We start from the raw sequence: 19826 nt of genomic DNA, 5'->3' as shown, positions 1-19826 counted from the left end.
GATCCCGCGGGAGGGGCTCCGCGCGGGCGTTTCCGAGCGTAGTTCAGCGCACGGCACGTACCCGGCGGAGCAGGGCGGACACATCCCCCGATCGGATCAACAGATCTTCCGACCGGATCGCCTCCCTCGGTGGGGAGGCGTCGGGACTACGCCTCGAACGGGCGGGCCGGCCAGGGCGCCTCCGCCGGGCGGAGGGCGTCGAGGCCGTCGCCGGCGCGGGCGGCGGCCAGCGCCAGGACGCCGGTCACCAGGCAGTTGTTGTGCAGGTCGCCCGCGAGGACGCCCCGGACGAGGTCCGCGAGCGGCACCCGCGCCACCTCCATGTCGGCCTCCTCGTCGGCCACCTCGAAGCGCTCGCCCTCCGCCTCCGCGAGGTCCCGCGCGAGGAAGATCCGCACGGCCTCGTCGCTGCCGCCCGGGGAGGTGTAGAAGTCGGTCAGGACCCGCCAGTCCTCCGCCTTGACGTGCGCCTCCTCGTACAGCTCGCGCCGGGCGGCGTGCAGCGGGTTCTCACCGGGCACGTCGAGCAGCCCGGCCGGGATCTCCCAGAGCTTGTGCCGCACCGGGTGCCGGTACTGCTTGACCAGCAGCACCCGGTCCTCCGCGTCCAGGGCCAGGACGGCCACCGAGCCGGGGTGGACCTGGTAGTCGCGGCGCGCGACCGTGCCGTCCGGCATGACCACGTCGTCCGTGCGGACGCCCGTCTTCTTGCCCTGGAAGGGGGTCGCCGTCGCGGCGATCCGCCACTCCTGCGGGGTGTCCTGCAACTCCATCAGCCGTCCTCCCGTAGACGAACACGCGCACCACACGGACACACGAGAACCGGGGTGCGGGACCCGAACGGGCCCGCACCCCGGCAACGTTAACGCCTGCGCCCTACTTGCCCGTCTTGCGCTCCACCGCGGCCTTCACCAGACCGGCGAAGAGCGGGTGCGGGCGGGTCGGGCGGGAGCGGAGCTCCGGGTGCGCCTGGGTGGCGACCAGGTAGGGGTGGACCTCGCGCGGGTACTCGACGTACTCGACGAGCTTGTTGTCCGGGGAGGTGCCGGAGAAGACCAGGCCGGCCTTCTTCTCCAGCTCCGCGCGGTAGGCGTTGTTCACCTCGTAGCGGTGGCGGTGGCGCTCCTCGACGTACGGCTCGTCGCCGTAGGCCTCGCGGACGATCGAGCCCTCGGCGAGCTTCGCCGGGTAGAGGCCCAGGCGCATCGTTCCGCCCAGGTCGCCGGCGCCCTCGACGTACGCGAGCTGCTCCTCCATCGTGGAGACGACGGGGTGCGCGGTGGCCGGGTCGAACTCGGTGGAGTTGGCCTCGGGGATGTCGGCCAGGTTCCGGGCGGCCTCGATGACGATGCACTGGAGGCCGAGGCAGATGCCGAGCAGCGGGACCTTGTGCTCGCGGGCGTACCGGATCGCGCCGACCTTGCCGCTCACGCCGCGGTCGCCGAAGCCGCCGGGGACGAGGATCGCGTCGACGTCGCCGAGCTGCTTCTCGGCGTCGGCCGGGGTCTTGCAGTCGTCGGAGGTGACCCACTTGACCTTGACCCGGGCCTTGTTGGCGAAGCCGCCGGCCCGCATGGCCTCGGTGACCGACAGGTAGGCGTCGGGCAGGTCGATGTACTTGCCGACGAGCGCGACGGTGACCTCGTGCTCCGGGTTGTGGACGCGGTCCAGGAGGTCCTCCCAGACGGTCCAGTCCACGTCGCGGAAGGGCAGGTCGAGCTTGCGGACGACGTAGGCGTCCAGGCCCTCGGTGTGCAGCACCTTCGGGATGTCGTAGATCGACTTGGCGTCGATGGCGGCGACCACGGCGGCCTCGTCGACGTCGCACATCAGCGAGATCTTGCGCTTGATGGCGGTGGGGACGTCGCGGTCGGCGCGCAGCACGATCGCGTCGGGCTGGATGCCGATGTTGCGCAGGGCGGCGACCGAGTGCTGGGTCGGCTTGGTCTTCAGCTCGCCGGAGGGGCCGATGTAGGGCAGCAGCGAGATGTGCACGACGAAGACGTTGTCGCGGCCGACCTCGTGGCGGACCTGGCGGACGGTCTCCAGGAACGGCAGGGACTCGATGTCGCCGACGGTGCCGCCGACCTCGGTGATGACCACGTCGACGTCGTCGGTCGCCATGCGGCGGATCCGGGACTTGATCTCGTTGGTGATGTGCGGGATGACCTGCACGGTGTCGCCCAGGTACTCGCCGCGCCGCTCCTTGGCGATGACCTGCGAGTAGACCTGGCCGGTGGTGACGTTGGCCGAGCCGTCGAGGTCGACGTCGAGGAAGCGCTCGTAGTGGCCGATGTCCAGGTCGGTCTCGGCGCCGTCGTTGGTGACGAACACCTCGCCGTGCTGGAACGGGTTCATCGTGCCGGGGTCGACGTTCAGGTACGGGTCGAGCTTCTGCATCGTGACCCGCAGGCCCCGCGCCTTGAGGAGCGCACCCAGGCTGGAGGCGGTCAGGCCCTTGCCGAGGGAGGAGGCGACACCCCCGGTGACGAAGATGTGCTTGGTCGTCGTGGTGTTGGGCGGCATCGCCAAGAGGGGGCTCCCGTGGTCGCGTTCTGGAGGTGCGTACCGGCTTCCCCTCCGGAAGAATCGGGGGGTGCCGTCGCTGCGGTTGCGGGGGCCTCGGCTGTCGCCGTTTCCCACCGGTCCACGGGGTACCAGGGTATCAGCGACCCGGGGAGACCGCTTCCGGCCACACGCGGAAGCCGGGCGTTCACGGAGGGCGACGCGAGCGGGATCCGCAGGTCCGGGACGGGGAGAGGGGTGTTCACCCGATTGGAGCAACGACGTTACTGGTGTGATCAACGGGCGGCGCGGGGCGCGACGTATCCTGCTCGGACATGGCCCGCCGAGCCGGCCGGCCGACGACGCCACCGCCTGTCCCCCCGGGGCCGAACGCCCGGGGACCCATCCCGGACCGAGGCTTGTCGCAGACCCCCTGATGGCTGACACACTCGGACCCCGGCCGGCATATGCGGCCGGGCATCTGGAGCAAGCGCCCCGAGGGGCGGACATGGCCGTTCGACTGGAGTGAAGCACGTGGCCGGGCGCATCGAGGATTACGCACTCATCGGAGACATGCAGACCGCCGCCCTGGTCTGCCGGGACGGCAGCGTGGACTGGCTCTGCCTGCCCCGCTTCGACTCGCACGCGATCTTCGCGGGACTCCTCGGCACAGAGGAACACGGATTCTGGCGGGTGGCCCCCGCGGGTCCGGAGGACACCGAGCCGGCCCCCGCCGACCGGCGCCGCTACCGGGGCGACTCGCTCGTCCTGGAGTCCGAGTGGGACACCCCGCGCGGCACGGTCCGGGTGATCGACTTCATGCCCCCGCGCGACGGCGCGCCGCAGCTCGTCCGGATCGTCGAGGGCGTCTCCGGCCGGGTCCCGATGCGGTCCGCGCTGCGGATGCGGTTCAGCTACGGCCGGATCGTGCCCTGGGTGCACAAGGTCGGCGACCGCACGGTCGCGGTCGCCGGGCCCGACTCGGTGTGGCTGGACACCGAGGCCGAGACCCACGGCGAGGACCTCACCACGTACTCCGAGTTCACCGTCGGCCCCGGGGAGCGGGTCGCCCTCACGATCTCCTGGCAGCCCTCCCACAAGGAGCAGCCGGCGCTGCCAGACCCCGAGGGGGCCCTGGAGGCGACCGCCGACTTCTGGCGCGAGTGGGTCGACCACTGCACGTACCACGGTCCCTACCGGGAGGCCGTGGTCCGCTCCCTGATCACCCTGAAGGCGCTGACGTACGCGCCGACCGGCGGGATCGTCGCCGCGCCGACCACCTCGCTGCCCGAGGAGATCGGCGGCGTGCGGAACTGGGACTACCGCTACACCTGGCTGCGGGACGCGGCGATCACCCTCTCCTCGATGCTGCGCACCGGCTACCGCGAGGAGGCCCGCGCCTGGCGGGACTGGCTGCTCCGCGCCGTCGCGGGCGACCCGGAGAACCTCCAGATCATGTACGGCATCGCGGGCGAGCGCGAGCTGGGCGAGGCCGAGCTCGACTGGCTGCCGGGGTACGAGGGCTCCACCCCGGTCCGGGTCGGCAACGGCGCCGCCAACCAGCTCCAGCTGGACGTGTACGGCGAGGTCACCGAGGCCCTGCACCTGGCGCACATGACGGGCCTGTCCCGCAACGACTACGCCTCCCTGCTCCAGCTCAAGCTGATCGAGTACCTGGAGAAGAACTGGGACCAGCCCGACGAGGGCATCTGGGAGGTCCGCGGCCCGCGCCGGCACTTCGTGCACTCCAAGGTGATGGCCTGGGTCGCCGTGGACCGCACGATCAAGCTCATCGAGTCCGGGGACGCCGACGGCCCGCTGGAGCGCTGGCGCGAGCTGCGCGACGAGATCCACCGGGACGTGTGCGAGAAGGGCTACGACAAGGAGCGGAACACCTTCACGCAGTCGTACGGCTCCAGGGAGCTGGACGCCTCGCTGCTGCTGATCCCGCAGATGGGGTTCCTGCCGCCGGACGACAAGCGGGTCATCGGCACGATCGAGGCGATCCAGCGGGAGCTGTCCACGGAGGACGGCTTCGTGCTCCGCTACCCCACGGCCGGCGAGGAGGCCGGCGTCGACGGCCTGGAGGGCGACGAGGGCGCGTTCCTGGCGTGCTCCTTCTGGCTGGCCGACGACCTGGCGATGATCGGCCGGGTCGACGAGGCCCGCACCCTCTTCGAGAAGCTGCTCGCGCTCCGCAACGACCTGGGCCTGCTCGCCGAGGAGTGGGACCCGAGGCTCCAGCGCCAGGTGGGCAACTTCCCGCAGGCCTTCAGCCACGTCCCGCTGATCGACACGGCGCTGCGCCTGACGGCGAGCGGCGCCTACGGCGGCTGAGGGGGCACGCGGCGGCCGGTGGTACGGCCGGGGAGCACGGGCCGGGGGCCGGACCTACGATGAAAGGGTCCTGTCCCCCGCAAGGAAGGGGGGCATCCCATGGCTCCCCGAACGCTCGTCCCCGACAGCGCCCTGACCGGTCTCCGCGAGGACCTGGCGGGTGAGGTCTTCGTGCCGGACGATCCCGGCTACGACGGGGCGAGGACCGTCTTCAACGGCATGATCGACCGGCGCCCGGCCGTCGTCGCCCAGTGCGCGACCCCCGAGGACGTCTCCAACGCGGTGCTCTTCGGCCGGGAGGCCGGCCTGCCGATCGCGGTGCGCGGCGGCGGCCACTCCGTCGCCGGCACGGCACTCAACGACGGCGGCCTGGTGGTGGACCTGCGCCGGATGCACGCGGTGGTCGCGGACCCCGAGCACATGACGGTGCGGATCGGGGGCGGGGCGACGATGTCGCACCTGGACCGCGCCTGCCAGCCGTTCCACGTGGCGGTGACCGGCGGGCGGGCGTCCACGACCGGGGTCGGCGGGTTCACGCTCGGCGGCGGTTCGGGCTGGCTGGAGCGGAGGTTCGGCCTCGCCTGCGACAGCCTGCTCTCCGCCGAGCTGGTCACGGCCGAGGGCCGGCACGTGCACGCCGACGCCGGGGAGAACCCGGAGCTGTTCTGGGCCCTGCACGGCGGCGGCGGGAACTTCGGGGTGGTCACCTCGCTGACGCTGCGGGTGCACGAGCTGCCGGAGTTCTGCTTCGCGCTGCTGATGTTCACGCCGGAGGCGGGGCCCGGGGCGGTCCGCGCGTACCGGGACGTGTTCGACGCCCCGGCCCCCGACGCGGCGGGCGGCGCGGTGCTCTGCCTGACGGCCCCGCCGGAGGACTTCGTCCCGCCGGAGCTGGTGGGCACGCCGGTCTACGTCGCGCTGACGACGTACGCCGGGCCGGAGGCGGAGCTGCGGGAGGTGATGGCGCCGCTGCTCGCGCTCGGCCCGGCGGCGACGGTGGTGACGGAGATCCCGTACGCCGACTTCCAGTGCATGCTGGACGACCCGCCCGGGCAGCGGAACTACTGGTCGGCCGAGTACCTGGACGGCTTCCCCGACGAGGCCGTGGACCGCTTCTGCGCGCGGGAGGAGGACATGCCGGTGCCCACCGGGACCCAGCACCTGGTCTTCCCGATGGGCGGGCGGGTGGCGGACGGGCCCTCCGCGTACCCGCTGCCGTGGCGCACGGCGCCGTGGGGCGTGCACCCCTTCGGGGTGTGGGAGGACCCGGCCGACGACGAGCGGGTGATCCGCTGGGTGCGGGACGTCCGGGCCGACATGCGGCCGTGGGCGGTCGGCGCCGTGTACCTGAACTTCATCGGCTCCGAGGGCGCGGACCGGGTGGAGGCGGGCCTCGGCGCGGAGAACGCCCGGCGGCTGGCCGGGGTGAAGGCGGCGTACGACCCCGAGAACGTGTTCCGCTTCAACCACAACATCACCCCGGCGGCCTGAGGACCGCCCTCCCGTTCCGGCCCCCTCCGCGGGTGACGCAGGACACACTCGACACACGATCGCGCAATCCCCCTCCGGGGGCGACGAGTTGTCGGGCCGGCGTACGAAGTGTCCGGCGCCGTGACCGTGGGGTGATGTCGCCGGAAGTCGGACGCGGGTAGCGTCCGGGCCCATGGACAACCAGGGCGGTATCACCGTGCAGCGGGCCCTCGAACTCCCGGGCCTGCGCGGCGGGCTCCCGGAGGTCGTCGCCGGCGCGGACCGGCTGCACCGGACGGTGCGCTGGGTGCACGCGGGCGAGGTGCCGAACATCGCGTCGCTGCTCAAGGGCGGCGAGCTGCTCCTCACCACGGGCCTCGGGCTCGGGACCCGGCCGGCCGAGCAGCGGGCCTTCGTGCGACGGCTCGCCGACCGGGGCATCGCGGCGCTCGTGGTGGAGCTGGGACCGCGCTTCGCCCGCCTCCCGGCGACGATCGTGGAGGCCGCGCGGACTGCGGGCCTGCCGCTGGTGCAGCTCCACCGCGAGGTGCCGTTCGTGACGGTGACGGAGGAGATCCACACCGAGATCGTCAACGGCCACTACGCCCTCCAGCGGCGGGCCGAGGAGGTCCACCGGCAGTGCACGGAGGCCCTGCTCGGCGGTGGCGGGGTCCCGCAGGTGCTGCGGATCCTCTCCGACTTCGCCGCCAACCCGGTCTTCCTGGAGACCCCCGACGGACAGCTCCTGTACGCGGCGGGCACCGAGTCCGCGCCCGCCGACCCGCTCCAGGTCTGGGACGGGCTGCGCGGCGGCCGGGCGGCCCGCGAGTCGGGCCCGCCCACCGGCACGGTCCTGGTCGACGTGCCCGGCGGCGGCCCCGGCACGGGCTCGGTGCGGGCCCGCCTGGTGCTCCTGGCGGTCTCCGGCGCCCTCTCCCCCGTCCACCGGATGGCGGCCGAGCGGGCGGCCGGGCTCCTCGCGGTCGTCCTCATGCAGGCGCGGCAGGAGGAGGAGCTGGCCGCGCGCGGCCGGGGCGACTTCCTGACGGACCTGGCGGAGGGCAGGATCACGGCCGAGGACGCCCCGGCGCAGGCCCGGGTGCTCGGCTTCAAGCCGGGCGACGGCCCGCTCCTGCCGGTGGTGATGCGGCTCGCCCCGGAGCTGTCCCCCTCGGGGAACTGGGCGCTGCTCGCCCGGGCGGTCCTGGAGGAGCTGTCCTCCGTCGGCGTCCCCGTGCTGCTCGGCGTCCGCCCGGTCGAGGGCCGGGTGCCGCTCCTGCTCGGCCTGCGTTCGGAGACCGAGCGCACGGCGGTCGCGGACCGGGTCGCGGCGGCCCTGCGCGCGGGCGTGGAGCGGGCCGGCCTGGAGCGCGCGGGCACGCACCCGCCGGTGATCGTGGTGGGGGTGGCGGGCGGCTGGGCGGCGGCCTCGGCGGGCCTGCGGCACGCGGCGGAGACGGCGACGGCGGCGCAGGGCCTGTCGGACCTGCCCTGGTACGACGCGCGGCGCCTCGACATCGACCTGCTGCTGTGGCGGCTGCACTTCCACGGGGACACGGTGCTCGGGGCCTTCGTGGACCGCGCGATCGGCCCCCTCCAGGAGCACGACCGGACCTCCCGGCCGCCGCTGCTGCCCACCCTGGAGACGTATCTGGCCCACGCGGGCCGCAAGGCGGAGACGGCCCGCGAGCTGCACCTCAACCGGCAGACCCTCTACAACCGCCTCGCCCGCATCTCGGAGCTCCTGGGCACGGACCTGGACGACCCCCAGACGGTGCTGGCCCTCTCCCTGGCACTCAGGGCCCGCCGCCACACGTCGTAGCCCCCTCGGTCACGGGGCCCGTCAGCGCCCGACCCGTCCGCAGGCCACGCCCGGCACCGGGTCCGTCAGCGCCCCGCCAGCTCGTCGTACACGCTGAGCACGTGCGCCACCGTGTCGTCCTCGGTCGGCCACGTGCCCGCCTGGACCCGGCCCGCCGCCGCCAGGTCCATCCGCCGGTCGGCGTCCTCCAGGAGGCCCCGCACCGCCGCCGCGAGCGCCGCGGAGTCGCCGTACGGCACCAGTTCGGCGGCGTCGCCGACGAGTTCCGGCACCCCGCCGACCGCCGTCGCGACGAGCGGCACGCCGAGCCGCAGCGCCGCCTGGGCGAGCGGGGAGCGGGCCTCCCAGCGGGACGGGAGGACGGCGACGTCCGCCGCCGCGAGCAGTTCGGCGACGTCCTCGCGGCTCCCGATCAGCCGGACCGGCAGGTCCTCGTCGGTGATCCGCCGCTGGAGGAAGGCCCGTTCGCGCCCCTCGCCGGCGATCACGAGGAGCGGCTGCGGGTCGAGGTTCCGCCACCGCCGGGCCGCGTCGAGCAGGGTCCGGTGTCCCCGGCCGCGTTCGAGCGCTCCGACGGCCATGAGCAGCGGGCGGTCGACGGCGCCGAGTTCGGCGCGCGCCTTGCCGTCGTGGAGGCAGACCGGTCCGTGCGCGGCGGGCACGGTGACGGGGGCGAGCCGGGCGTCGCGGGCGCCGCGCCGCCGGGCCCGGTCGACCAGTTCGGAGGAGGTGGCGAGGACGACGCTCGCGGCCCGTACGGTCCGCCGTTCGAGGAGCCGGAGCACTCCGCCCCGCGCGCCCTCCGCGTGGCTGCGGGTGTGCCAGGTCGTCACCAGCGGGACCGGCGCCCCGCCGGACAGCGCGAGCGCGGCCCGCACGGAGGCCTGGAGGCCGTGCGCGTGGACGACGTCCGCGCCGACGCAGGTGTTGCGCAGGGCGGTGACGGCGGAGGGGTCGCCGAGGTGCGGCAGGGGCACGAAGTGCGCGCCGGCGCCGAGGTAGTCGTGGACGCGGTCGAGTTCGGGAGGGGCGCACACGGTCACCCGCACGCCCCTCGCCACGAGCCCCGCGGCGAGTGATCGGACGTGAGCGCTGCCGCCCGCGCTGCCGCCGCCCAGCACTTGGACCGTACGGAGCTGTGTCACGCGCCCAAGGATGCCAGTCCGGGCCTCGGACCGTACGCACGTTCCGGCACCGAAATGGAGTCGTTCCCTTGCGCGGAGGGCGCCCAACGCCCCCGCTCACCTCACGGGTTCACCCACACGGGTGAGCGCGCGAGGAGGCCGTGCGCTCCCCCCAGACGGCGGCCGCGACGAGTCCGGCCGCGTGCGCGGCGAGCCCGAGCCGCCCGTTCCCGGCCGCGATCGCCCCGCCGACGGCGGCCCCGAGCGCGTGCGCGCCCGTGTCGCCGAGCATGGTCCGCTCGCCGAGGTCGTCCGCGAGGACCGCGGCGACGGCCCCCATCGGGGCGGCGGCGGGCGCGCCGCGGAGCAGCCCGGGGGCGGCGAGCGCGAGCACCGCCAGACCGGCCCGCCCCGGCCGCACGTCCACGAGGTTCACCAGATGGGCGCTGCCCGCGACGACGATCCCGGCGAGGACCTTGTCCACGGGCCGCTCCTTCAGCAGCGCCCCGGCCGCGAGCGAGGCGGCCCCGATCCCGAGGAGCTTGACGGCCCCGCTGGTCACCTCGCCGTTCCGCAGCGCCGCCACGTGCGCCCGGAAACCGCGCCGGTGATCCCCCTTCACGTCGTCGTACGCCCCGCACGCCCCGGCCGCGAGCACGGCGAGGGCGACGGGCGCGCTGCCGCTCCCGGCCGCCGTCCCGAGGACGACGGCGGGCCCGGCCCACAGGCCGACGTCCCGCCCCACGTGGTTCGTCCGCGTCCACCGCGCGTCGCGCGGGAGCCCGCGCAGCCCCTCGTACACCCCCCGCGTCACCGCACCGGCCAGGCCGAACGCGGCGAGGCGCCTCACCCGTCCGCCCGCGCCGTAGCGAGGAGTTCCTCCGCGTGGGCCCGGGCCGTCTCGGAGTCCTCCTGGCCGGCGAGCATCCGGGACAGCTCGCGGACCCGCTCCTCGCCCTCCAGGACGGTGACGCCGGAGCGGGTCACCGAGCCGTCGTTGGTCTTCTCGACGAGGAGCTGGCGGTCGGCGAAGGCCGCGACCTGCGGGAGGTGGGTGACGACGACGACCTGCGCGGTCCTGGCGAGCTTGGCGAGGCGGCGGCCGATCTCGACGGCCGCCTTGCCGCCGACGCCCGCGTCGACCTCGTCGAAGAGGTACGTGGGCACCGGGTCGACCCCGGCGAAGACGACCTCGACGGCCAGCATCACCCGGGACAGCTCGCCGCCGGACGCGCCCTTGGCGATCGGCCGCGGCGGGGCGCCGGGGTGCGGGGCGAGCAGCAGCTCGACCTCGTCGGCCCCGGACGGGCCGTACGCGACCCGCCGGCCGCCGACCTCGACCCCCTCGGGGTCCTCGGTCTGCGCGAGGGAGAAGGACACGCGCGCGTGCGGCATGGCGAGCGAGGCCAGTTCGGCGGTGACGGCGGCCGCGAACCGGTCCGCCGCCTCCGTCCGCGCGTCGGTGAGCCGCTGCGCGAGCGCCGACAGCTCGTCGCGCAGCCGGTCCCGCTCGGCGGTCAGCTCCTCGACTCGGTCGTCGTCGTTGTCCAGCTCGCCGAGCCGGGCCGCGCTCTCCTCCGACCAGGCCAGGACCGCGCCGACGCCCGTCCCGTCCCCGTACTTGCGGACGAGCTGGGTGAGGGCCGCGCGCCGCTCCTCGACGGCGGCGAGCCGCAGCGGGTCGGCGTCCAGGTCGTCGGCGTACCCGGCCAGCTCGGTGGCCACGTCGGCGAGCAGGATGGAGATCTCCCCCATCCGGTCCGCGAGCGCGGCGAGCGCGGGGTCGTGCGACCGCACGGCCTCCAGGGCCCGGCTCGCGCCCGCGACGAGCGTGGTCGCGTCGACGGACTCGGGGTCCTCGGGCGAGCCCGCGAGCGCGGAGTGCGCGAGCGCGGCGGCGGAGGCGAGGGCCTCGGCGTGCCCGAGCCGCTCGGCCTCGGCGGCCAGTTCGGCGTCCTCGCCGGGCAGCGGGGCGACGGCCTCGACCTCGTCGAGCCCGAAGCGCAGCAGATCGGCCTCCTGGGCGCGTTCCCTGGCCCGGGTGGTGATCTCGTCCAGCTCGGCGGTGACGGCCCGCAGCCGCCGGTACGCCTCGCCGTAGGCGGCGAGCGGCACCGAGACGGCCTCGCCCGCGTACCGGTCGAGCGCGCCGCGCTGCCGGGCGGGCTTGAGCAGGCCCTGCTGGTCGGTCTGGCCGTGGACGGCGACGAGTTCGTCGGCGAGCTCGGCGAGCAGCCCGACGGGCACGGAGCGCCCGCCGAGGTGGGCCCGGGAGCGCCCCTCGGCCGAGACGGTACGGCTGACGAGCAGCACCCCCTCGTCCAGCTCGGCCCCGGCCTCCTCGGCGCGCACGGCGGCGGGCGCGCCCGGGGGCACGCTGATCCGCCCCTCGACCACGGCCGAGGCCGCGCCGATCCGTACGAGCGCCGCGTCGGCCCGGCCGCCGAGCAGCAGCCCCAGACTGGTCACGACCATGGTCTTGCCCGCACCGGTCTCACCGGTCACCGCGGTGAAGCCGGGCGACAACTCGACCACAGCGTCGTCGATGACCCCGAGCGACCGTATCCGCATCTCCTCCAGCACGCCCCAGACCATACGAGGTTTCCCTGGTCCGATGCGACATCGCCCCGGCCGTAACCCTCCGGCGCGCCGATCGTTCCGGCACGCGGCGGCGGGCGGAGGGCCGGTCAGCGCGGGGCGCCCCGCCAGCCCGACACCGGGAGGGCGAACTTGGCGACGAGCCGGTCCGTGAAGGAGGCGTGGTGCAGCCGGGCGAGCCGGACCGGGACGGCGCCCCGCCGGACCTCGACCCGCGCGCCCGCCGGGAGCTCCACCGTCCGCCGCCCGTCGCACCACAGCACCCCGTGCGGGGTGTGCGGCTCGACCTCGACCGCGAGCACCGACTCGGGGGTGGTCACCAGCGGCTTGGCGAAGAGGGCGTGGGCCCCGATGGGGACCATGAGCAGCGCCTCGACCTCGGGCCAGATGACCGGCCCGCCCGCCGAGAAGGCGTACGCGGTGGAGCCCGTGGGTGTCGCGCAGATCACCCCGTCGCAGCCGAAGCCGGTCACCGGGCGCCCGTCGATCGCGAGCACGACCTCCAGCATCCGCTCCGGGGACACCTTCTGCACGGCCGCCTCGTTGAGCGCCCAGTCCTGGTGCAGGACGTCGCCGTTCTGGTGCACGGTGACGTCGAGGGTCATCCGCTCCTCGACCTCGTACGCCCGGGTGACGACCCGCTCCACGACCTTGTCGAGGTCGTCGCGCTCGGCCTCCGCGAGGAAGCCGACCCGCCCCAGGTTGACGCCGAGCATCGGCACCCCGGAGGCCCGGGAGAACTCGGCGCCGCGCAGCAGGGTGCCGTCACCGCCGAGGACGACGAGGAGTTCGCAGTCGTCGATCGCCTCGGAGCAGGCCTCCGGGACCTTCTCCACGGAGGACGGCAGCGGCAGGTCCGCCGCCTCGGCCTCCAGGACGCGGACGCCGAGCCCGGCGCGCAGCAGCCCCAGGACGACCAGTTCGGCGCTGCGCACGGCGGCCGGCCGGCCCGTGTGCGCGAGCAGGAAGACGGTGCGTGGTGCGGTCTCTGGTGGTGCTTCCGTTGAGCTCAACGAGGTCCCTCCGCCACGGCGCGGTCGACGTCCGCCGGATCCAGCGCGGGCGCCCCTGCCCGCAGCCACAGAAAGTACTCGACGTTGCCGGAGGGTCCGGGCAGGGGGCTGGCGGTGACGCCGAGGACGCCGAGCCCGAGTTCGCCGGCCCGCCGGGCCACGTTCTTCACGGCGTCGGCGCGGAGTTCGGCGGAACGGACGACTCCGCCCGAGCCGAGCCGCTCCTTGCCCACCTCGAACTGCGGTTTGACCATGAGGACCAGGTCGGCGCCGGGCGCCGTGCAGGCCGCCAGGGCGGGCAGGACGAGGCCGAGCGGGATGAAGGACAGGTCCCCGACGACGAGGTCGACGGGCACGCCGTCGATGGCGTCCAATGTCAACTCGCGTACGTTCGTGCGGTCCTTCACGGTGACCCGCTCGTCGCTCTGCAGCGACCAGGCGAGCTGCCCGTAGCCGACGTCGACGGCCACGACGTGGGCCGCGCCCGCGCGCAGCAGGACGTCCGTGAAGCCGCCGGTGGAGGCCCCGGCGTCCAGGGCGCGCCGCCCCTCGACCACGAGACCCCGCGGGACGAAGGCCTCGAAGGCCCCGGCGAGCTTGTGGCCGCCGCGCGAGACGTAGTCGGGGTCGGAGCCGTCCTGGGCGACGACGATGGCCGCGGCGGTCTCGACCTGGGTGGCGGACTTGGTGGCGACGGTCTTGCCGACGGTCACCCGGCCCGCGGCGATCAGCTGCCCGGCGTGCTCCCGCGAGCGCGCGAGCTTGCGCCGGACCAGCTCGGCGTCGAGGCGGCGGCGTGCCACTCCTGCCACGTTCTGTTCAGCTCCTGTTGTCGTACGGACGGGGGGCGGGGGCCGCGTCGAGCGAGGTCAGCTCGTCGCGCAGCCCACGGTGTACATCCTCGTACACCTCCAGGTGCCCGTCCGCCGGGAGGGCGTCGACCTCGGCGAGACGCGCGAGGCGGGCGTCGACGGCGGAGTGGCCGGTGAGCTCCCGGGCGACGCCGAGGGGCGCGGCGGCGGCGGGCTCGCCGGCCGTGTCACCGACCGCCCCACAGGTCTCGCCGGGCTCCCCGGACCCTTCGTCGATCCGGCCGTCGACCTGGTCGTCCGCCGGCGGTTCTCCCACCGGTTCCGGCATCGCGTCGCTCATGCCACGACGCTACCGCGAACCCCTGGGGTACCGTCGACGGCGATGGCGACGATCACGGAGTGCCGCGGCGCACTGGACAGACTTTCCGACGGCCTCGCGCGGGCGGACGGCGACGTGCGCGGCGCGGCCGCGCTCGACCGCACCCTGAGCTGCCACGTCACCGACCTGGACACCACCTTCACGGGCCGCCTCGCGGACGGCCGGATCCGGGTGGACTCCACCGTGCAGGGCCCACCGCCGGCCAAGGCGCAGATCCGGCTCGCGATGACCGGGGACGACCTGGTGGCGATGGTGGACGGGCGGCTGAACTTCGCGAAGGCCTGGGCATCGGGCCGGGTCAGACTGGAGGCCGGCTTCCGCGACCTGCTGCGGCTGCGCTCACTTCTGTAGCGCGGCTCCCGCCACGACGGCGCGCGCCTTCCGCCCGGCGGGCACGACCAGCGGCGTCCCCGTCTCCGGGTCCTCGATGACCTGGCAGCGGAGCCCGAAGACCCGCTCGACCAGCTCGGCGGTCACGACCTCGGACGGCGGCCCCTCGGCGACCACCTCGCCGCCGCGGACGGCGATGAGGTGGGTCGCGTACCGGGCCGCGTGGTTGAGGTCGTGCAGGACGGCGACGAGCGTGCGCCCCTGCGTCTCGTGCAGCTCGGCGCACAGGTCGAGCACGTCGATCTGGTGCTGGATGTCGAGGTACGTCGTCGGCTCGTCGAGCAGGAGCAGCGGGGTCTGCTGGGCGAGCGCCATGGCGATCCAGACGCGTTGGCGCTGGCCGCCGGAGAGCTCGTCCACGTACCGGTCGGCCAGCTCGGCGACGCCGGTCGCCTCCATCGACTCCCGGGTGATCCGCTCGTCCTCGGGGGACCACTGGCGCAGCAGGCCCTGGTGCGGGTAGCGGCCGCGGGCGACGAGATCGGAGACGGTGATGCCGTCGGGGGCCAGGGAGGTCTGGGGCAGCAGCCCGAGGGTCTTGGCGACCTTCTTGGCGGGCAGGGAGTGGATCGACTGCCCGTCGAGCAGGACGCGCCCCTCGGCGGGCTTCAGCATCCGGGAGAGGGCACGCAGCAGGGTGGACTTGCCGCAGGCGTTCGGTCCGACGATGACGGTGAAGGAGTTGTCGGGGATCTCGACGGACAGGTCACGGGCGATGACCCGCTGCTCGTACGCCAGAGTGACCGCTTCCGCGCTCAGGCGCTGCTTCTGCCGACCGTCCATACCCGCGACTCCCGTTGTCCTCGTCCGTGACCGTGGCGGACGCTGACGACCACGACCCAAGAGGAGTTAGGTTAGCCTACCCAACTTCCTGAACCGCCCGACGATCACCCGCCCCGGCCCCCGCCTCGGCCCCGGCCACAGCCACAGCCACAGCCACAGCCACAGCCACAGCCACAGCCACAGCCACAGGGCTACAGGGCTACAACCCCAACCGCACGATCGCCTTCTCCGCGTCCAGGGCGCCCGCACCCGCCTCCGCCGCCGACCACGCGGCCCCGCACAGGGCCCGTACGCCGTCCATGGGGTCCGCCTTCCCGGACGCCGCCTCCCCGGACGCCACCGGCTCGACCGTCAGCGCGCTCCCGCCCGCCGAGGCCCGCCACACCCCGCACACGAACCCGCCGTCCCCGTCGGCGACCACCTCCGGCTGGCCCGTGAGCAGTCCCCGCAGATCGGCCGCCACGTACGTCGGCCGGTGCTCGGGCACGGCCGCGAGGAGCTGCGCCACGTCCGTCACCCCGGTCAGGACGAGCAGCGAGTCCACCCCGCCGTTGAACGCCCCCTCGATGTCCGTGTCGAGCCGGTCCCCGACGACGAGCGGCCGCTCCGCCCCGGTCCGCAGCACCGTCTCCCGGTGCATCGGCGGCAGCGGCTTCCCGGCCGCCTTCGGCTCGAAGCGCCCGCCGGTGGCGATCCGCACGACCTCCACGGCCGCCCCGTTCCCCGGCCCGATGCCGCGCGCGCCGGGGATCGTCAGATCCGTGTTGGAGGCGTACCACGGCACGCCCCGCCCCACCGCGTAGGCCGCCTCCGCGAACCGCTTCCACGGCAGCTCCGGCCCGCCGTAACCCTGCACGACCGCCACCGGGTCGTCGTCCGCCGAGTCCACCGGCACGAGCCCCCGCTCGCGCAGCGCCACCGCAAGCCCCTCGCCGCCGATGAGCAGCACCCGGGACCCGGCCGGCACCTCGTCCGCGATCAGCCGGGCGACGGCCTGCGCCGAGGTGACCACGTCCCCGGCCTCCGCCGGCACCCCGAGCTCCGTGAGGTGCTCCGCGACCGCCTCCGGCGTCCGCAGCGCGTTGTTGGTGACGTACGCGAGGCGCATCCCGCCGTCCCGGGCCGCCCCGAGCGACTCGACGGCGTACGGAACGGCGAGCCCGCCCGCGTACACGACCCCGTCCAGATCGAGCAGCGCCGTGTCGTACGCCCCGCTCAGCGGCTCCGCGCTGCCCTCCGGCCGCGTCCTGCCGCCGTCCCGCCGTTCCCGACCGCCCTGCACCGTCACGCTCGCTCCTCGCCTCACCGGATGTGATCGCCCCGCTCCCCCGATCATCGCTCATGCCCCGGCCCACATACGATGTCGAGATGAACACCTCAGGTCACGCGGCCGAAGACGTCCGCGACGACGGCGCCGGACTGCGCCTGGCCCCGTTCCGGGGGCTCCGGTACGTCCCCGAGCGGGTCGGCAGCCTCGCCGCCGTGACGTCCCCTCCCTACGACGTCGTCGTACGACCTGACGGGCTGCTCCACCTGGAGTCGGCGGACCCGCACAACATCGTCCGGCTGATCCTCCCGCAGGCGATCACCGCCGGCACCCGCCACCGCAAGGCCGCCGTCACCCTCGACCGCTGGCTCGCGGACGGCGTCCTCGCCCCCGACCCGGTGCCCGCGCTCTACGTGTACGAGCAGCGGGGCGACGGGATCCTCCAGCGCGGGATCATCGGGGCCCTGGAGCTCTCCGCCCCCGAGGCCGGCGTCGTCCTCCCCCACGAGGACGTGATGCCGCACGTGGTCGAGGACCGCGCCGCCCTGATGCGGACGACCGCGGCCAACCTCGAACCCCTGCTCCTCACCTACGTCGGCGAGGGCGGCCCCGCAGGGGAGAACGGCTCCCTCGGGGAGGACCACGGAGGCGCGAACGCGGTGATCGAGCGGGCGGCGGAACGCGAACCGCTCCTCTCCACCACCACCGAGGACGGCTTCTGCCACCGCCTGTGGGCGGTGACCGACCCGGCCGAACAGGCCGCCGTCGCCGCGGACCTCGGCCGCCACCAGGCCCTCATCGCCGACGGCCACCACCGCTGGGCGACGTACCTGCGCCTGCGCGAGGAGCACGCCGGGCCGGGCCCCTGGAACTACGGCCTGGTCCTCCTGGTCGACACCGCCCGCTACCCCCTGCGGGTCCGCGCCATCCACCGCCTCCTCAACCGCCTCCCGGTCGCCGACGCCCTCGCGGCCGTCGAGGGCTCCTTCCGGGTGCGCCGCGTCGAAGGACCCCTCCCGGAGGCCCTGGCGGCCCTCACGGCGGCCACGGCCGAGGGCAACGCCTTCCTCCTCGCGGGCGACGGCGCCTTCCACCTCCTGGACCGCCCGGACCCGGCCCTCCTCGACCGCACGATCCGCACGGACCGCCCCGAGGCCTGGCGGACCCTGGACGCGACCGTCCTGCACTCCGCCCTCCTGGAGCACGTCTGGCACGTCCCGGACGCCCCCGAGGACATCGCCTACATCCACGACACCGAGGCGGCGGTCGCCCAGGCGGAACGCCGCGGCGGTACGGCGGTCCTCATGCACCCGGTCCGCGAGGAGGTCGTCCGGGACCTGGCCCGCCAGGGCGTCACGATGCCCCGCAAGTCGACCTCCTTCGGCCCGAAGCCGGCGACCGGCCTGGTCCTGAGAAGCCTCGCGCTGGACTGAGCGGCACCGCCGAGAGCGAGGACGAGAACGAAGAAGGGCGGCACCCGGAGGTGCCGCCCTTCTTCACTCACCGATACCGGCCCGGATCAGCCCTTGTCGCCGTCCCGGTCGTCGTCCTCGACGACGCCGTCCTTCTCCCCGGCGAAGTCCTCGTCCTCGTCCTCCGACTCGTCGAACGCGTCGACGAACTCGACGCCGTCCAGCTCGGCGAGCCGGTCGGAGGCGTCCGTGGCACCGTCCTTGTCGGCTTCGAGGGCCTTGCCGAACCACTCGCGGGCCTCCTGCTCACGGCCGGCGGCGAGGAGCGCGTCGGCGTACGCGTACCGCAGGCGCGCGGTCCACGGGTGAACGGCGCCGGAGGCAAGCTCGGGGCTCTGCAGCGTCACGATGGCCGCGTCGAGCTGCCCCAGGTCCCGGCGGGCGCCGGCGGCCACGAGCCGCATCTCGACCTGCCCGGCCTTGTCCAGCTTCTGCACCTCGGGCTCACCGGCCATCGCGAGCGCCCGCTCGGGCCGGCCGAGGCCGCGCTCGCAGTCGGCCATGACGGGCCACAGCTCGACGCCGCCGCTCATCCGTCGCGCGGCCCGGAACTCGGCCAGCGCCTCGGAGTACTTCTGCGTGGCGTACGCGGCGAACCCGGCGGCCTCGCGGACGGCGGCGACACGGGACGCGAGCCGCAGGGCGACCCTGGAGTACCCGTACGCCTTCTCGGGGTCCTCGTCGATCAGCTGGGCGACCATGACGAGGTTGCGCGAGACGTCCTCGGCGAGCCCCTTGGGCAGGCTCATCAGCTCCTGGCGCACGTCCGGGTCGATCTCCTCACCGGTGACCTCCGGCGGGATCGGCAGGCGCTTGATCGGCGCGCGGTCACCGCGGTCCCGGTCACGGCCGCCCCGGTCGTCGCGACGCCCGTACCCACCACGGCTGTCGCCGCCCCGGTCGTCCCGCCCACGGAACCCGCCACCACGGCTGTCGTCCCGCCGGAACCCACCCCGGTTGTCGCCACCGCGGTCGTCCCGCCGGAAACCGCCACCGCGGTTGTCGTCACGGCGGTCGTCACGCTGGTACGAAGGCCGCTCATCGCGCCGGAACGACGGACGGTCGCCACCGCGGTCGTCACGACGGAACCCACCGCCACGGTTGTCGCCACCACGGTCATCGCGACGGAACCCACCACCGCGGTTGTCGTCCCGACGGAAGCCACCACCGCGATTGTCGTCACGGCGGTCGTCACGGCGGTCGTCACGCTGGTACGAAGGCCGGTCGTCCCGCCGGAACGAGGGACGGTCGCCACCCCGGTCATCACGACGGAACCCACCGCCACGGTTGTCACCGCCACGGTTGTCGTCCCGCCGGAACGACGGACGGTCGTCACGCCGGTCATCACGGCGGAAGCCACCGCCACGGTTGTCGCCACCACGGTTGTCGCCACCGCGGTTGTCGCCACCGCGGTCGTCACGACGGAACGACGACGGACGGTCGCCACCCCGGTCGTCACGGCGGTCATCGCGGCGGAAGCCGCCCCCGCCACGGTTGTCGCCGCCCCGGTTGTCGCCGCCACGGTCGTCACGGCGCGGCCCACGGAAGCCGCCCCGGTCGCCACCACCACCGTCCCTGCGACGCGGCTCGCGCTCCGGACGGTCGTCGGGAGAGTTGGTGGGCATGGTCGTGACTCCTGTCTTCGGGTACTGCAGTCATTCTCGCGCAGCCGGCACTCCGCCGCGCAGTGGAGAAAAATCAAGGAAAAACAAAAGGACCCCTGGTCCCAGCATGAACGCTGGGACCAGGGGTCCTGAAGAATTGTTCGGCGGTGTCCTACTCTCCCACAGGGTCCCCCCTGCAGTACCATCGGCGCTGAAAGGCTTAGCTTCCGGGTTCGGAATGTAACCGGGC

The 19826-nt window shown here is 74.3% G+C and carries 17 protein-coding genes and 1 rRNA gene; 5 read left to right on the top strand and 13 right to left on the bottom strand.

Annotated features, from left to right (window positions below; translation table 11 throughout):
* Nucleotides 1–146 precede the first annotated feature (146 nt).
* The gene (locus tag ACWGSR_RS34045; RefSeq protein WP_376241560.1) at nucleotides 147–773 is read right to left on the bottom strand and encodes an NUDIX domain-containing protein; all 627 of its coding nucleotides are present in this window, start codon (nucleotides 771–773) and stop codon (nucleotides 147–149) included.
* A gap of 103 nt (nucleotides 774–876) precedes the next feature.
* The gene (locus tag ACWGSR_RS34040; RefSeq protein WP_376241599.1) at nucleotides 877–2526 is read right to left on the bottom strand and encodes a CTP synthase; all 1650 of its coding nucleotides are present in this window, start codon (nucleotides 2524–2526) and stop codon (nucleotides 877–879) included.
* 513 nt (nucleotides 2527–3039) lie between these two features.
* Here ACWGSR_RS34040 and ACWGSR_RS34035 point away from each other — a divergent pair.
* From ACWGSR_RS34035 to ACWGSR_RS34025, 3 genes are all read left to right on the top strand, one after another.
* Nucleotides 3040–4842 (top strand): glycoside hydrolase family 15 protein, encoded by a 1803-nt coding sequence (locus tag ACWGSR_RS34035; protein ID WP_376241558.1) that lies wholly within the window; start codon nucleotides 3040–3042, stop codon nucleotides 4840–4842.
* A 99-nt stretch (nucleotides 4843–4941) separates the two neighbouring features.
* Nucleotides 4942–6333, top strand: coding sequence for an FAD-binding oxidoreductase (locus ACWGSR_RS34030; RefSeq protein ID WP_453572559.1), 1392 nt, complete (start codon nucleotides 4942–4944; stop codon nucleotides 6331–6333).
* A 172-nt stretch (nucleotides 6334–6505) separates the two neighbouring features.
* The gene (locus ACWGSR_RS34025) at nucleotides 6506–8134 is read left to right on the top strand and encodes a PucR family transcriptional regulator (protein WP_376241554.1); all 1629 of its coding nucleotides are present in this window, start codon (nucleotides 6506–6508) and stop codon (nucleotides 8132–8134) included.
* A 65-nt stretch (nucleotides 8135–8199) separates the two neighbouring features.
* Here the strand turns inward: ACWGSR_RS34025 and ACWGSR_RS34020 are convergent, their stop codons facing one another.
* The 6 genes from ACWGSR_RS34020 to ACWGSR_RS33995 all read right to left on the bottom strand — a co-directional run bounded on the left by ACWGSR_RS34020 (nucleotide 8200) and on the right by ACWGSR_RS33995 (nucleotide 14021).
* On the bottom strand, nucleotides 8200–9279 hold the full coding sequence (locus tag ACWGSR_RS34020; RefSeq protein WP_376241552.1) for a glycosyltransferase family 4 protein: 1080 nt from the start codon (nucleotides 9277–9279) through the stop codon (nucleotides 8200–8202).
* Nucleotides 9280–9388: 109 nt separating this feature from the next.
* Entirely contained in the window at nucleotides 9389–10108 is a 720-nt protein-coding gene (locus ACWGSR_RS34015; protein ID WP_453572555.1) for a hypothetical protein, read from the bottom strand.
* Nucleotides 10105–11853, bottom strand: a complete 1749-nt coding sequence (recN, locus tag ACWGSR_RS34010; RefSeq protein WP_453572552.1) for a DNA repair protein RecN — start codon at nucleotides 11851–11853, stop codon at nucleotides 10105–10107. Before recN ends, ACWGSR_RS34015 begins: the two co-directional genes overlap by 4 nt.
* A gap of 92 nt (nucleotides 11854–11945) precedes the next feature.
* Nucleotides 11946–12869 carry an NAD kinase gene (locus ACWGSR_RS34005; protein WP_366377655.1) on the bottom strand — a complete coding sequence of 308 codons (924 nt, stop codon included), beginning with the start codon at nucleotides 12867–12869 and terminating at the stop codon, nucleotides 11946–11948.
* The gene (locus ACWGSR_RS34000) at nucleotides 12866–13681 is read right to left on the bottom strand and encodes a TlyA family RNA methyltransferase (protein ID WP_366377654.1); all 816 of its coding nucleotides are present in this window, start codon (nucleotides 13679–13681) and stop codon (nucleotides 12866–12868) included. Before ACWGSR_RS34000 ends, ACWGSR_RS34005 begins: the two co-directional genes overlap by 4 nt.
* Before the next feature lie 7 nt (nucleotides 13682–13688).
* Entirely contained in the window at nucleotides 13689–14021 is a 333-nt protein-coding gene (locus ACWGSR_RS33995) for a hypothetical protein (protein WP_453572549.1), read from the bottom strand.
* 42 nt (nucleotides 14022–14063) lie between these two features.
* Between ACWGSR_RS33995 and ACWGSR_RS33990 the strand changes: the two genes are divergently transcribed.
* Nucleotides 14064–14411 carry an SCP2 sterol-binding domain-containing protein gene (locus tag ACWGSR_RS33990; RefSeq protein ID WP_366377652.1) on the top strand — a complete coding sequence of 116 codons (348 nt, stop codon included), beginning with the start codon at nucleotides 14064–14066 and terminating at the stop codon, nucleotides 14409–14411.
* On the opposite strand, the gene ACWGSR_RS33985 is transcribed toward ACWGSR_RS33990, so the two are convergent.
* Together ACWGSR_RS33985 and ACWGSR_RS33980 are read right to left on the bottom strand one after the other, a co-directional pair.
* Nucleotides 14400–15233: an ABC transporter ATP-binding protein gene (locus tag ACWGSR_RS33985; RefSeq protein ID WP_376241543.1), complete on the bottom strand. Its 834-nt coding sequence runs from the start codon at nucleotides 15231–15233 to the stop codon at nucleotides 14400–14402. The two genes, ACWGSR_RS33990 and ACWGSR_RS33985, sit on opposite strands and share 12 nt — an antisense overlap.
* Nucleotides 15234–15432: 199 nt before the next feature.
* On the bottom strand, nucleotides 15433–16521 hold the full coding sequence (locus tag ACWGSR_RS33980; protein ID WP_453572545.1) for an HAD hydrolase-like protein: 1089 nt from the start codon (nucleotides 16519–16521) through the stop codon (nucleotides 15433–15435).
* Between the two features lie 80 nt (nucleotides 16522–16601).
* Here ACWGSR_RS33980 and ACWGSR_RS33975 point away from each other — a divergent pair, with 80 nt between their 5' ends.
* A complete protein-coding gene (locus tag ACWGSR_RS33975) occupies nucleotides 16602–17933 on the top strand; it encodes a DUF1015 domain-containing protein (RefSeq protein WP_376241539.1) in 1332 nt (443 codons plus the stop codon).
* Between the two features lie 86 nt (nucleotides 17934–18019).
* Here the strand turns inward: ACWGSR_RS33975 and ACWGSR_RS33970 are convergent, their stop codons facing one another.
* From ACWGSR_RS33970 to rrf, 3 genes are all read right to left on the bottom strand, one after another.
* The gene (locus tag ACWGSR_RS33970) at nucleotides 18020–18781 is read right to left on the bottom strand and encodes a tetratricopeptide repeat protein (RefSeq protein WP_376241594.1); all 762 of its coding nucleotides are present in this window, start codon (nucleotides 18779–18781) and stop codon (nucleotides 18020–18022) included.
* Entirely contained in the window at nucleotides 18721–19503 is a 783-nt protein-coding gene (locus ACWGSR_RS33965) for a hypothetical protein (protein WP_453572609.1), read from the bottom strand. The genes ACWGSR_RS33970 and ACWGSR_RS33965 overlap by 61 nt, the downstream gene beginning before the upstream one ends.
* Before the next feature lie 232 nt (nucleotides 19504–19735).
* Nucleotides 19736–19826 (bottom strand): 5S ribosomal RNA (gene rrf / locus ACWGSR_RS33960); the annotation flags it as partial.

Source organism: Streptomyces sp. NPDC055632, from assembly GCF_053618675.1.
Note: the sequence above shows the minus strand (reverse complement) of the source record. Positions and strands in the feature narration are given on the sequence as shown.